General features: G+C 69.0%; 11 protein-coding genes. 5 read left to right on the top strand and 6 right to left on the bottom strand.

Annotated features, from left to right (window positions below; genetic code table 11):
- Positions 1-65 precede the first annotated feature (65 nt).
- The 3 genes from ACZZZF_RS18045 to ACZZZF_RS18035 all read left to right on the top strand — a co-directional run bounded on the left by ACZZZF_RS18045 (position 66) and on the right by ACZZZF_RS18035 (position 2,968).
- Positions 66-1,040, top strand: a complete 975-nt coding sequence (locus tag ACZZZF_RS18045) for a hypothetical protein (RefSeq protein ID WP_463499840.1) — start codon at positions 66-68, stop codon at positions 1,038-1,040.
- A 108-nt stretch (positions 1,041-1,148) separates the two neighbouring features.
- Entirely contained in the window at positions 1,149-2,738 is a 1,590-nt protein-coding gene (locus tag ACZZZF_RS18040; RefSeq protein WP_372984169.1) for an acyl-CoA carboxylase subunit beta, read from the top strand.
- A complete protein-coding gene (locus ACZZZF_RS18035; protein WP_308418038.1) occupies positions 2,735-2,968 on the top strand; it encodes an acyl-CoA carboxylase subunit epsilon in 234 nt (77 codons plus the stop codon). Before ACZZZF_RS18040 ends, ACZZZF_RS18035 begins: the two co-directional genes overlap by 4 nt.
- Positions 2,969-3,166: 198 nt before the next feature.
- Here the strand turns inward: ACZZZF_RS18035 and ACZZZF_RS18030 are convergent, their stop codons facing one another.
- The 5 genes from ACZZZF_RS18030 to ACZZZF_RS18010 all read right to left on the bottom strand — a co-directional run bounded on the left by ACZZZF_RS18030 (position 3,167) and on the right by ACZZZF_RS18010 (position 8,823).
- Positions 3,167-4,366: an ROK family transcriptional regulator gene (locus ACZZZF_RS18030; RefSeq protein ID WP_463499838.1), complete on the bottom strand. Its 1,200-nt coding sequence runs from the start codon at positions 4,364-4,366 to the stop codon at positions 3,167-3,169.
- Positions 4,367-4,664: 298 nt separating this feature from the next.
- The gene (locus ACZZZF_RS18025) at positions 4,665-5,675 is read right to left on the bottom strand and encodes a hypothetical protein (protein WP_463499836.1); all 1,011 of its coding nucleotides are present in this window, start codon (positions 5,673-5,675) and stop codon (positions 4,665-4,667) included.
- Entirely contained in the window at positions 5,672-6,901 is a 1,230-nt protein-coding gene (locus ACZZZF_RS18020) for a sensor histidine kinase (RefSeq protein WP_463499835.1), read from the bottom strand. The genes ACZZZF_RS18025 and ACZZZF_RS18020 overlap by 4 nt, the downstream gene beginning before the upstream one ends.
- Complete coding sequence (locus tag ACZZZF_RS18015) at positions 6,891-7,553, bottom strand: response regulator transcription factor (RefSeq protein ID WP_053096978.1); 663 nt, start codon at positions 7,551-7,553, stop codon at positions 6,891-6,893. The genes ACZZZF_RS18020 and ACZZZF_RS18015 overlap by 11 nt, the downstream gene beginning before the upstream one ends.
- Before the next feature lie 40 nt (positions 7,554-7,593).
- Positions 7,594-8,823 (bottom strand): class I SAM-dependent RNA methyltransferase, encoded by a 1,230-nt coding sequence (locus ACZZZF_RS18010; RefSeq protein WP_363521619.1) that lies wholly within the window; start codon positions 8,821-8,823, stop codon positions 7,594-7,596.
- Between the two features lie 23 nt (positions 8,824-8,846).
- Between ACZZZF_RS18010 and ACZZZF_RS18005 the strand changes: the two genes are divergently transcribed.
- Together ACZZZF_RS18005 and ACZZZF_RS18000 are read left to right on the top strand one after the other, a co-directional pair.
- On the top strand, positions 8,847-9,485 hold the full coding sequence (locus tag ACZZZF_RS18005; RefSeq protein WP_053099183.1) for a Maf family protein: 639 nt from the start codon (positions 8,847-8,849) through the stop codon (positions 9,483-9,485).
- A 78-nt stretch (positions 9,486-9,563) separates the two neighbouring features.
- A complete protein-coding gene (locus ACZZZF_RS18000; protein WP_056280083.1) occupies positions 9,564-11,330 on the top strand; it encodes an acetyl/propionyl/methylcrotonyl-CoA carboxylase subunit alpha in 1,767 nt (588 codons plus the stop codon).
- Positions 11,331-11,402: 72 nt separating this feature from the next.
- On the opposite strand, the gene ACZZZF_RS17995 is transcribed toward ACZZZF_RS18000, so the two are convergent.
- A complete protein-coding gene (locus ACZZZF_RS17995) occupies positions 11,403-12,857 on the bottom strand; it encodes an NAD(P)H-quinone dehydrogenase (RefSeq protein ID WP_171821928.1) in 1,455 nt (484 codons plus the stop codon).
- Between the last annotated feature and the right edge of the window lie 28 nt (positions 12,858-12,885).

Genomic DNA, 12,885 nt, shown 5'->3' with positions numbered 1-12,885 from the left:
GCCCGGCCCCGTCAAGGGAGCCGGGCTTTCGGCTTTTTCGCGGCCTGGCTTCCTAGGATCGATCCATGGCCCCCAAGGTGCACAAGATCCACTCCCTCCCCGACGACGCCGCGTGGGACAGGGGGGTGCCGCCCGTCGGCTCGGCCGAGCATCCGCTGATGGTCCGCGGGCTGGACCGCGTTCTCGCAATCCAGCGCCCGCTCGTGCTGGCGCACATCCGCAGCATCCGCCTGCGCAACCCGCACGCTTCGCCCGAGCAGATCATCCGCATCCTCGAGCGGCGCTATCTCGCGGCGGTGACCACGGGCGGCGCGGCGGTCGGAGCGACCGCCGTCGTGCCGGGGATCGGCACCGGCATCACGCTCGCCCTCTCCGGAGTCGAGACGGTGGGCTTCGTCGAATCGACGGCGCTCTTCGCGCAGTCCGTCGCAGAGGTCCATGGCATCGCGGTGTCGAACCCCGACCGGGCCCGCGCGCTGGTGATGACCGTCATGCTCGGCAAGGAGGGCGTGGCCCTCGTCGGACAGCTGGCAGGCGAGGCCACCGGCCGCGGCGGCTCGAGGTCGTCGTACTGGGGCGAGATGGTGACGAAGTCGTTGCCGCGCGCTGCCGTCGGCCCCCTCGTGGATCGACTGAAGAGCATGTTCGTGAAGCAGTTCGCGGCGAAGGGCGGTGCCTCGTTCATCGGGAAGGCACTGCCGTTCGGCGTCGGCGCGGCCGTCGGAGGCGCGGGCAACCACATTCTCGGACGCCGCGTGCTGACGACGTCGCACCACGCATTCGGAGCGGCACCTCTGGACATGCCGCTCGAGCTGGAGCCCGTCGCCGGCGCAGAGAAGATGGAGCTGCGAATGCTGCACGGTGCCCAGTTCGTCGGGGGCGCCGTGGCCGGAGCGGCCGGATCGGCGGTCCGCGGCGTCGGCTGGGCGGGACGCAAGATCGCGTCGGTCGGACGTGGCCGCAACAAGGACGTCGGCGAGATCGAGCAGGCCGGCACCCACGACCTGCCGGGCACGCTCGGTGCCGAACACCGCGAGTGACGGCCGCACTCGGGACACGTGGGGTTCACGAGAGCCGCCAAAGGATCTGACGACCCGTTGTAGCGAGCATCCAACGGACGGGGCCACCGCGACGATAGGGTGGAATCCGTGACGGACAAGCCCGAACTCTCGACCACCGCCGGCAGAATCGCAGACCTCCGCGCTCGCTACAACGAAGCCGTTGTCGACGCCGAGAAGGTCGCGCAGGAGAAGCAGCACGCCAAGGGCAAGATGACCGCCCGCGAGCGCATCGAACTGCTCGTCGACCCCGGAAGCTTCGTCGAGTTCGACGAGTACGTGCGCCATCGCACCACCGCGTTCGGCATGGATCGCAACCGGCCCTACGGCGATTCCGTCGTGACGGGTGTGGGCACGATCCACGGCCGCACGGTCGCGGTGTACTCGCAGGACTTCACCACGTTCGGCGGATCTCTCGGCGAGGTCTCCGGCGACAAGATCATCAAGATCATGGAGTTCGCGCTGTCGGGCGGTATGCCGATCATCGGCATCCTCGACTCCGGTGGAGCCCGGATCCAGGAGGGCGTGCTCGCCCTCAGCAAGTACGGCGAGATCTTCCGCCTGAACACTCGGTCGTCGGGGGTCATCCCGCAGATCTCGATCATCATGGGCCCGGCCGCCGGTGGAGCCGTCTACGGCCCCGCTCTGACGGACTTCGTGATCATGGTCGACAAGACCAGCCAGATGTTCGTGACCGGCCCGGACGTCATCAAGACGGTCACCGGCGAGGACGTCGGCATGGAGGAGCTCGGAGGAGCCCTCACGCACAACACTCGCTCGGGTGTCGCCCACTACCTCGCCGAGGACGAGGACGACGCGATCGACTACGCCCGCACGCTCCTCGGCTTCCTCCCCGACAACAACATGGCGGAGATCCCCGCGTACGAGAGCGGCTTCGAGTGGGAGACCACGGATGCCGATCGCTCTCTGAACACGATCATCCCCGACTCCCCCAATCAGCCGTACGACATCCACACGGTCATCGAGCATGTCGTCGACGCGGGGGACTTCATCGAGGTCCAGCCGCTTTTCGCGCCGAACATCGTGATCGGCTTCGGCCGGGTCGAAGGGCGCTCGGTCGGGATCATCGCCAACCAGCCGTCCCAGATGGCCGGAACGCTCAACATCGAGGCGGGCGAGAAGGCCAGCCGATTCGTGCGGTTCTGCGACGCGTTCTCGATCCCTATCGTCACGCTCGTCGACGTGCCCGGGTATCTCCCCGGTACCGATCAGGAATGGACCGGCGTGATCCGCCGCGGCGCCAAGCTCATCTACGCCTACGCGGAAGCGACCGTGCCGCTGGTCACGGTCATCCTGCGCAAGGCCTACGGCGGCGCCTACATCGTGATGGGATCGAAGCAGCTGGGCGCCGATGTCAACCTCGCCTGGCCGACGGCGGAGATCGCCGTGATGGGCGGCCAGGGTGCGGTCAACATCCTCTACCGCGGCGAGATCAAGCGTGCCGAAGAGGCCGGCGAGGACGTCGCCGCCGTGCGCACGCGGCTCGCGAACGAGTACACCTACAGCGTGACCTCGCCGTTCCTCGCCGCCGAACGCGGCGAGATCGACGGCATCATCGAACCGGCGAACACCCGAGTCTCGATCGCCAAGGCGCTCCGAGCCCTCCGCGGGAAGCGCGCCGAGCTGCCCCCCAAGAAGCACGGGAACATCCCGCTGTGACCGAGCCCGCGACGTCGGACGAGCGCCAGCTCCCGACGATGGAGATCACCCGGGGCGTTGCGACCGAGGAGGAGCTCGCCGCTCTCATCGCCGTGGTGAGCGACGCCTACTCGCAGGAGGCGGCGGATGCCGTGGCCGAGGAGCCTCGCGTATCGGCGTGGGCCCGCACCCAGCGACCGCTGCGACGCGCACTGCGACGAGACATCCCGTGGGGCCGCTTCGCACGCTGACGCCCTCGCATCGGAGAGTCTGCGAGACCCGGAGCCCCCCAGCTACCGGGCCACGCAGACGACCCTCCGATTGATGCGGGGCCGTCGCCCCTGGCACCTGTAAACCCCAGACGGCGCATCTCTTCGATAATACATCGACTGGAGTAATCACTGAGGGCGCTTCAACCGATATACCGGTATGCGAATTGATGGCTCCGTTCAATCCTCGAGGTAGAGGTCGGATGCTCGAGGCGTGAGCACCGCGTCGAGCACGACGCAGGCGGCCCCCACGGCACCGACATCCTCTCCCACCACCGCGCTGTCGACGCGCAAGGCCCGAACCGACCTCGTCGCACTGCGACGGTTCAGCTGCTCCGGGATCTCGCGCAGATAGACCTCGGACAGAGGGGCGCAGAACGGCCCGCCGAGCACCACACGATCGACATCGAGGATGTTCGTGAGCACCGAGATCAGCACTGCGAGATGTTCGGCAGAGCGACGCAGAACGCCCAGCGCCCGGATCTCGCCCGCGGAAGCGAGCTCGCACAGGCGGGCGAACCGCTCCTCCACTCCGCGCGCACCTCGGTCATCCGGCTCATCGCGGAACACCCCGGCCGCCTCCGCCTGCTCGACGATCGCCTGCGGGGTGCATACCACTTCGACGCATCCTCGCGAGCCGCACGCGCAGGGCGGCCCGTCTGGATCGACCATGATGTGGCCGATCTCGCCGAAGTTGTGGGTGCTGCCTGTGACCACGACGCCCTCACGCGCTGCGGCGGCTCCGAGCCCCGTGCCGAGGTAGACGAACAGGAACGAGTCCTCGGCTGTCGCGGAGCCGGTCCACAGCTCCCCCACTGCGGCGGCAGTGGTGTCCTTCTCCAGCGTGACCTCGAAGCCCGTCGCTTCTGCGAGAACGGAACGCAGCGGCACCCGATGCCATCCGTCGAGCTTCGGGGGGTCCACCACCGTGCCCTTCGCCGCGTCGAGCGGCCCGGGGGCAGCGACGCCGACCCCGGCGACGAGTGCGCGATCGATGCCGGCCTCGTCGACGAGGCCATCGATCGTCTGCGCCATCCTCTCGACGATGCGGTGCGGGTCGCGGTCCTGCGTGCGCACGACGCGTCGTGCGATCACCGCACCGGACATGTTCAGCAGCACGAAGGTGATCACCGACGGGTCGAGATGCACCCCGACCGAGAAACGACTCTCCGCGACCAGGCGCAGCGTGACTCGCGGCTTGCCGGGCCCGTTGATGGTCCGGCCTGCTTCGGTGATCAGCCCCTCGTCGAGAAGGCGACGGGTGATGTTCGTGATCGTCTGCGCCGAGAGGCCGGTCGCATCGACGAGCTCGATCCGGCTGAGCCCCTCTCCGGACCGGCGGATGGCCTCGAGGATGACGGACTGGTTGAAGTCACCCATGCGGGGGAGATTGGTTCCGCGACGCATTCCCATGCCTCATCATCTCGCACCGGCGTCGATTCCGTGTCCCCCAAAATACCTACAGACAACGACTTGACTAACCATGAGACTGAGTAAGACGCTTCGCGTTCGGCTGGTCTCTCTGTCCCAGGGTAGATAGACGCAGACCGGCCACCAGCGGACGGTTTTCGGGTAACTGGTCCGCACGGCGAGGGGCTGGCGGATTCGCCGCCCCTCGCCCACTCTTTCTGACCTCGACTCTGACCCCCTCCCCCGGCCAGAGCCGAGGACAGGGGCCTCACTGGCGTGGAGCGTCTCTCGGGATCTCGTGCCACACGTCGACGGCATCGTCGTCGCTCTGCCCGCCGGCGCCGGCCCGGCCGACCACCGTCACGGCCGTGTGAGCATCCCTGGCCGCTCGGATGATCCACCGCTCCGCATCCGCATCGCGCAGCACCCGGGCGAGCTCGTCGCGGATCATCGCGCGTCGTCCCTCATCGACGTCGTCCAAGCCGCCCTCGTCGAAGACGGTGACGACGGCACCGCGGCGACGCGCGTCCTCGATCGCATCCCGCACCGCATCGTTGAGCAGATCGGCTCCCCGGAGCTCGTCGCGCAGGCGACCTTCCGCCAGACGCGCCTGCAGACGCTCCTCCTCGCTCAGCTCGCCACGCGATGCGACGGTGCGACTGAGCACCGGCCCCGCGACCGCCAGCGCGAACTGCGTGCGCAGACGACGTTCCTTCTGGCGCACCTGCTGGGTCGCGTGCCAGGCGGACACCGCCTGCTGGATGCCGGCGAGGCGCTCGGTGTCGCGGACGGCTCTGTCCCAGAAGATCACCAGGAGGTGAGCGATCGCGACCCACACGAGCGAGCCCACCAGGCCGAGGGACAGCGCCACGAAGACACCCAGATACACCGACGATGTGGCGACGAGGACGAGCACCACCAGCCAGCCGATCACGAAGCGGCGCCGGACGATGCACACCACGCCCATCAGACCGAGCGCACCGATGTACCAGGTGGCGAACGGCGCCGTGCGTGTCAGCGGATCGAGTGACAGCGTCACGAGAATCGGAATGAGGACGCTCGAGACCAGCGTCAGCAGCGCCGCCCAGAGCGGCATCCGCACCGAGATCGCCGAGTCCCAGAGGATCGCGACGTTGACGACGACGAGGTACAGCGCGATCGCCGCGACCATCAGCAGCGGCGCGGAGGGCTGCTCGATCCACCACACCCCTCTCGCGGCGAAGTACATCGCGAAGCCCACCGCGAGTGACGTCGCGACACTGCGCACCGTGCGATTCATGGCCGCTCCCAGCCCAGCGTCACGGTGGTGCCGCACTCTCTCGAAACGATCTCGGCGGTGCCCGCCACCCCGGCCATCCGTGCGAAGATCGACGCTCTGATCCCGAGGCGGTCGGCGCCGATCGCCCCGATATCGAATCCTGGGCCGGTGTCCGTGATCGTCACCGTGATCCCCTCGTCACCGCGGCCCTCGACGAGGATGTGCAGCCCGCGCCCACCCGCATGGGTGACCGCGTTGCCGAGCGCCTGTCTGGCGGCGAGCACGAGTGCTCTCGCGGCGCGCCCGGGGATCAGGCCGATCCCTCCCCGTTCCTCGACGATCGCATCCGCCCCGAGCTCGGACAGGGCACGACGGAGCTCGACGACGATCTGAGCGGCGCCCACCGGTTCGTCGCTGCCCTCCTGGGCCACCGCGGCCTCGGTGTTCGCCAGGCGGGTGAGAGCCTCCCGGGCCATCCCCACGGCGAGGTCCTGCGCCCGATCGCCTTCGGCCCGTTCCGCCGCGATCAGCGCTGCGAGGACGCTGTCGTGCATGAGCGCCGACATCGCCGCACGCTCCTCCTCGGCTGCGGCGGCTGCCGCGGCCCCCGCGTACGACGCGACGGCTCGGGCCCGGGCCTCATCGACACCCGCGGCGACCGAGCGGAACATCCATCCCAACGCGATGATGACGCATCCGAGGATCAGGGTGAACGACACGTCGAACGCCGTCGTCACCCAGAAGTCTCGCGAGAAATCGCCCTCGACGAGGCGGACATAGCCGTAGACGAACGGCAGGCACACCGCCCAGACGAACTGCAGCCATAGAGGGAAGGCGAGCATCGCAGCCACGACGCCCACGTTGACGAGGAAGAAGATCCACGGCTGGTCGGCGGCTCTGCCCACAGGGTCGACCAGACTCGGCCAGGCGGCGAGCGCGAGTGTGTACACGATGGCGAACGCGCCGGACGCAGTCCTGACGCCACGTCCGATGACGCACGCGACGAGCATGACGATCAGCGGCACGAAGACCACGAGCAGCATCGTGATGCGCGCGGCATCCGATCCCGTCGTCGTGACCCCCGCGATCAGTGCCTGTGCGCCGAGAACACCCGATCCGATCGCGACGACCGTGGCGAGGATGCGCTCCATGCGTTTGCCGGTGAAGCGCTCGAACTCGGTCTCCACGCTGCCGGGCGAAGGGATCTTGCTCCATGCCTCCCGGATGCTGAGCGGGTCAGCGGCCACTCGGCGCCCCGTCTGCGGCGACGATCCCATCCTCCATCGCTCGCCGCAGAAGGTCGACCTTCGTCGGGGCCGGTCGCCCGACCTCCACGTACTTGACCCGGATCCGGGTGATGTTCTCCTTGGCGGTCGAGTACGCGACGCCGAGGCGCTCGGCCACGGCCTTCAGCGGCAGGCCGGTCGCATACAGCCGGAGCACCTCCCGCTCGCGTGTCGACAGCTGGGCGTCCGCGAAGTCGCGATCCCCGTCGACAGCGCTCGCCCACTCGACGTTGTTGAGGGCTTCGCCCTGCGCGACAGTGCGGATGGCGTCGAGCACGTCGTCCAGCGCAGAGGATTTGCTCACGACGCCGGCTGCACCGGCAGCGAGCGCCTCGCGCACAGCCGCCGGTCGATCGGCGACGCTGTGGATCACGACGCTCGCGCCGTCGGCGACGAGAGACCGGACGTTCTCGGTCACCGTGGTGCCGTCTCCCAGGGTGAGGTCGAGCACCACCACGTCGGCAGGCTGCGACGACGTCGTCGACCTCCACTCGAGGTAGGACACGACGGTGCTGCCGGAGAAGACGACGGTCTGCTCTCCGTCACGAGCGCACGCCGCCTCGAGACCGAGGCGGACGGATTCGTGATCGTCGATGAGTGCGACCCTGCTCATCCGCCCAGCCTACTGAGTACTCAGCCCCCGCAGATCACGATCACCGGGTGAGCAGCGCGACGACCTCGAAGTGATGCGAGTGCGGGAACAGGTCGAAACCGCGCAGCGTCCCCACGTTCCACCCGTGTTCGCGGAAGGTTCCGAGGTCCCGCGCCAACGCCACAGGGTCGCACGCGACGTAGGCGATCGCCTCGGGGGCGAGAGAGTTCAGTGCATCGACCACCGCGCGTCCGGCACCGGCACGCGGCGGATCGAGTACGACCGCTCCTGCTCGCGTGTCGGAGGGGAGACCGGCGAGATAGCGGTCGACCCGTGCTGTGACGGCGTTCACGGCGAGGGGCGCGAGGTTCTGCTGCGCGTGAGTCGTCGCCCGCCTGCTGGACTCGACGGTGACGATGTCGGTGCCACCGAGGTCTGCGAGCGATGCGGCGAAGAGCCCGACTCCTCCGTAGAGGTCGAAGTGCGTCGCCTCCGGATCGACGTGCCCGTCGAGGATGCCGTAGACGGCGCCGTCGAGCACCGAGGCGGCTCGCGGGTGCACCTGCCAGAATCCACCGGCGTCGACCTGGAACCGGCGATCGCCCACCTGCTCGTAGACGACTTCGGGCGCCGGGCGGCGGTGCTGCCCCCTGGCCGGTCGCTCGTCGAGGCGATCTCGTCGGATGACCCGCACCTGGCCGTCGCCCGGTTCGACCAGGTCGACGCTGCCCGCCTCGCCGCCCGCGAGACGGAGGGCCGCCTGTGCGACCGCCGGACGCGCGAGCGGGTGGGAGCTGACCGGGATCACCCGGTGACTGCGAGCGGCGTAGGGACCGACGCGCCCCTGGTCGTCGACGTGCAGGGTCACCCGGGAGCGCCAGCCGGTTCCGTCGGTCGAGTCCACGGCCTCGATCTCGGGAGCCTCGAGACCGGGTCCGGCGAAACGATCGAGCGCCTCGGTGAGCACCTGACGCTTGAGCACGCGCTGATGCGCGAGATCGATGTGCCCCAGGTCGGCGCCCCCCGGCCGGTTCTCGGGCGCGCGGGAGACGTCGGCCTCCGCCCAGATGTGGGGGCGACGATGCGGCGAGGCGTCCAGGACCTCGACCGTCTCGGCACGCCAGAAGCTCTTGGACTCACCCGTGGAGTCCTCGGTGAGCCGCGCTCGGACCCGCTCACCGGGGATGGCGTCGGAGACGAAGACGACCCGGCCTTCGTGTCGGGCGATGAACGTGCCGCCGTGCGCGATGCCGGTGATGTCCAGATCGAGCAGGACTGGGGAGGAAGTCATCCTTCGAGGATACGGTGGTGAACATGCGCGTCTGCCTGGCCTCCACCTCTCCCGCCCGCCTCATGCTGCTGCGTCAGGCGGGTATCGAGCCTCTGACCCAGTCGCCGGGAGTGGATGAGGATGCGGTCGCCGCCGCTGCCGCGGCCGAACGGGGCGCGGAGCTGACACCGGCGGACCTCGTGCTCCTGCTCGCCCGGGCGAAGGCGGCGGACGTCGCGCAGCGCCTCTCTGCGGACGGCGAGTTCGACGGCATCGTGATCGGCGGAGACTCGATGTTCGAACTCGGCGGGCGCGTGTACGGCAAGCCCTACACGCCCGAGGAGGCGACCAGACGCTGGCAGGAGATGCGCGGGGCCACCGGCATCCTGCACTCGGGGCACTCGGTCTTCCGTGTCTCGCCGGGCACCGACCCGGTCGAGGCCACCGCCACGGCCGAGGCTTCGGTGACCTTCGCCGATGACGTCACGGATGCCGAGATCGCCGCCTACGTCGCCTCGGGTGAGCCCCTGCTCGTCGCCGGTGCGTTCACGGTCGACAGTCTGGGCGGCGCCTTCATCACCCGCGTCGACGGCGACCCGTCGACGGTGGTCGGGATGTCGCTGTCGACCGTGCGCCGCCTCGCCGCCGATCTCGGCGTCACGTGGACCGACCTCTGGTCGTAGAGTCTCGTCGACGTTTCCGCCTCTTTCTTGTGGAGAGTCGTCAAAGCGAACGGGAGCCTTCTCGCTAGGCTGGCAAGCATGCCTGATATCGCCAAGGTGCTCATCGCCAACCGCGGCGAGATCGCCGTCCGCATCATCCGTGCCGCTCGCGACTCGGGGATCGCCTCCGTCGCCGTGTACGCCGACCAGGACCGCGACGCTCTGCACACCCGCCTCGCCGACGAGGCCTATGCCCTCGGCGGCGCCACGAGCGCCGAGACCTACCTGCAGATCGAGAAGATCCTCTCGGTCGCCCGCCGCGCCGGCGCCGACGCCGTGCACCCCGGATACGGCTTCCTCGCCGAGAACGCCGAATTCGCCCGCGCCGTCATCGGTGCGGGGATGACCTGGATCGGGCCTTCCCCCGACGCCATCGAGGCGCTCGGCGACAAGGTCACCGCCCGCCACGTCGCCGAGAAGGTCGGCGCGCCGCTCGCTCCCGGAACGCCGGGACCCGTCTCCGGGGCCGACGAGGTCGTCGCCTTCGCGAAGGAGTTCGGTCTGCCGATCGCGATCAAAGCCGCGTACGGCGGCGGCGGTCGCGGCCTGAAGGTCGCCCGCGAGCTCGACGAGGTCGCGGAGCTCTTCGAATCCGCCACCCGCGAGGCGGTCACCGCCTTCGGCCGCGGCGAGTGCTTCGTCGAGAAGTACCTCGACAAGCCGCGGCACGTCGAGACCCAGTGCCTGGCGGATGCCGAGGGCAACGTCGTCGTCATCTCGACGCGCGACTGCTCGCTGCAGCGCCGCCACCAGAAGCTCGTCGAGGAGGCACCCGCGCCGTTCCTCACGGACGAGCAGAACGACCTGCTCTATTCCGCGTCGAAGGCCATCCTCAAGGAGGTCGGCTACGTGGGCGCAGGCACCTGCGAGTTCCTGATCGGCGCCGACGGCACCGTCTCGTTCCTCGAGGTGAACACCCGTCTGCAGGTCGAGCACCCCGTCTCCGAGGAGGTCACCGGCATCGACCTGGTGCGCGAGCAGTTCCGCATCGCCGCCGGCGGCACGATCGACTACGACGACCCGAAGCCGACCGGACACTCGATCGAGTTCCGCATCAACGGCGAGGACCCCGGTCGAGGGTTCCTCCCGCAGCCGGGTCCGATCCACGTCTTCAAGACCTTCGGCGGACCCGGCATCCGCCTCGACTCCGGCGTCACCGCGGGCGACTCGGTCTCGGGCGCCTTCGACTCGCTTCTCGCGAAGATCATCGTCACCGGCAAGGACCGCGCCGAGGCCCTGGAGCGCTCACGCCGCGCCCTCGAGGAGTTCGAGGTCGCAGGTCTGCCCACCGTGCTCCCGTTCCACCGCAAGGTCGTGAACGACCCCGCGTTCACCGCGGAGAACGGCGAGTTCGGCATCTTCACCCGCTGGATCGAGACCGAGTTCGAGAACGACATCCCCGCCTGGGACGGCGAGCTCGAGTCGCCCTCCGCCGGCGAGAACCGGCACACCGTCGTGGTCGAGGTCGGCGGCAAGCGCCTCGAGGTCAGCCTTCCCGATCGCGTCGCGGTGGCGGCCGGCACGGCAGGACGACCGGCCGCGGTTCCGCCGTCCCGCCGCAGCCACGCGACCTCGGTCAGCGCCGGCGCATCGGGAGACGCCGTCAAGTCGCCGATGCAGGCCACCGTCGTCAAGGTCGCCGTCGAAGAGGGGCAGCAGGTCGTCAAGGGCGATCTGGTCGTCGTCCTCGAGGCGATGAAGATGGAGCAGCCGCTGCAGGCTCACAAGGACGGCACGATCGGCAACATCGGCGCCGTCGCCGGTGCGACGGTCTCGGCCGGACACCAGCTGCTCACGATCAGCTGACCGCCCTCGCATACGAGAAAGGCGCCCCGCTGCTGCGGGGCGCCTTTCTCGTCTGATCCGCGCCGGGGCGATCTACGAGATGTTCGCGTTGACGAGGTGCATCGCCCTGCTCGCGTCGGTGATGCTGCTCGACAGCGACGGGTATGCCGCGAAGACGCGGGAGACCTGGTCGACCGTCAGACGACGCTCCACGGCGACCGCGATCGGGTAGATCAGCTCGGAGGCCTTGGGCGCGACGATCACGCCGCCGATCACGGTGCCGGATCCCTTGCGTGCGATCAGCTTCACGAAACCGTCCTTGATGCCCATCATCTTGGCCCGAGGGTTCGCGGCGAGGGGCAGCTTGTAGACGAGGCCGTCCGCGACGCCGTCTTCGACGTCCTTCTCGGAATAGCCGACCGTGGCGATCTCGGGCGCCGTGAAGATGTTGGAGGTGATCTTGATCAGCTCCAGAGGGATCACGATGTCGCCCAGCGCGTGGAACACGGCCGTGCGGCCCTGCATCGACGCGACGGAGGCGAGTGGGAAGAAGTTCGTGCAGTCGCCGACGGCGTAGACGTTGGGCACAGAGGTGCGCGCGACGCGGTTCACCCGCACGTGCCCGGTCTCGTCGAGCTCGACTCCCGCGTCTTCGAGACCGATGCCAGCGGTGTTCGGGATCGAGCCGACCGCCATGAGGCAGTGGCTCCCCTCGACCGTGCGGCCGTCGGAGAGCGTCGCGCGCACGCCGTCCTCGGTGACCTCGACCTTCTCGGCGCGGGCCTTGGAGAGCACCGTCATCCCGCCGCGCTTGAAGACCTTCTCGAGAACGTGCGCGGCATCCTGGTCCTCACCCGGCAGCACCTGCTCGCGGCTGGAGATCAGCGTGACCTTGGCGCCGAGGTTCATGTAGGCGGACGCGAACTCGGCGCCCGTCACACCGGAGCCGACCACGATCAGGTGCTCGGGAAGCGCCTTCATGTCGTACAGCTGCGTCCACGTGAGGATCCGCTTGCCGTCGGGCTTGGCCGAATCCAGCTCGCGCGGCGACGCGCCCACCGCCACGATGATCGTGTCGGCCTCGACGCGGTCGAAGTCGGTGCCCTTCTGCCCGGTCGAGACCACGATCGCCGTCGGTCCCTCCAGACGGCCGTGGCCGGACAGGATGCGCACGCCGGCCTCGAGCAGCGTCGTGCGCATGTCCTCGGACTGCTGGCCCGCGAGCGCGATCAGACGTTTGTTCACCGCGGCGAGGTTGATGGCGATCTCGGGCTTGAGCGGCTTGCCGTGCTCGCCCTTGGCGTAGAACTGCACTCCGAGGTCGGAGGCCTCCGAGATCGCGACCGCGGCATCCGCCGTGGCGATCAGGCTCTTCGAGGGGACAACATCGGTGAGCACTGCCGCTCCGCCCACGCCCACACGCTCGACCAGGGTCACCTCGGCTCCGAGCTGAGCGGCCGCGAGGGCCGCCTCATAACCGCCGGGACCGCCGCCGAGGACGGCGACGCGCTGTGTGCGCTCAAAAGGGGTGGAAGACATGATCTCCATTCTTCCGCAATCCTGGCCCCGGAGCCTG

This window comes from Microbacterium sp. AC215 (genome assembly GCF_979258645.1).
The sequence above is the reverse complement of the archived record's forward strand: the minus strand, read 5'-3'. Positions and strand labels throughout refer to the sequence as shown.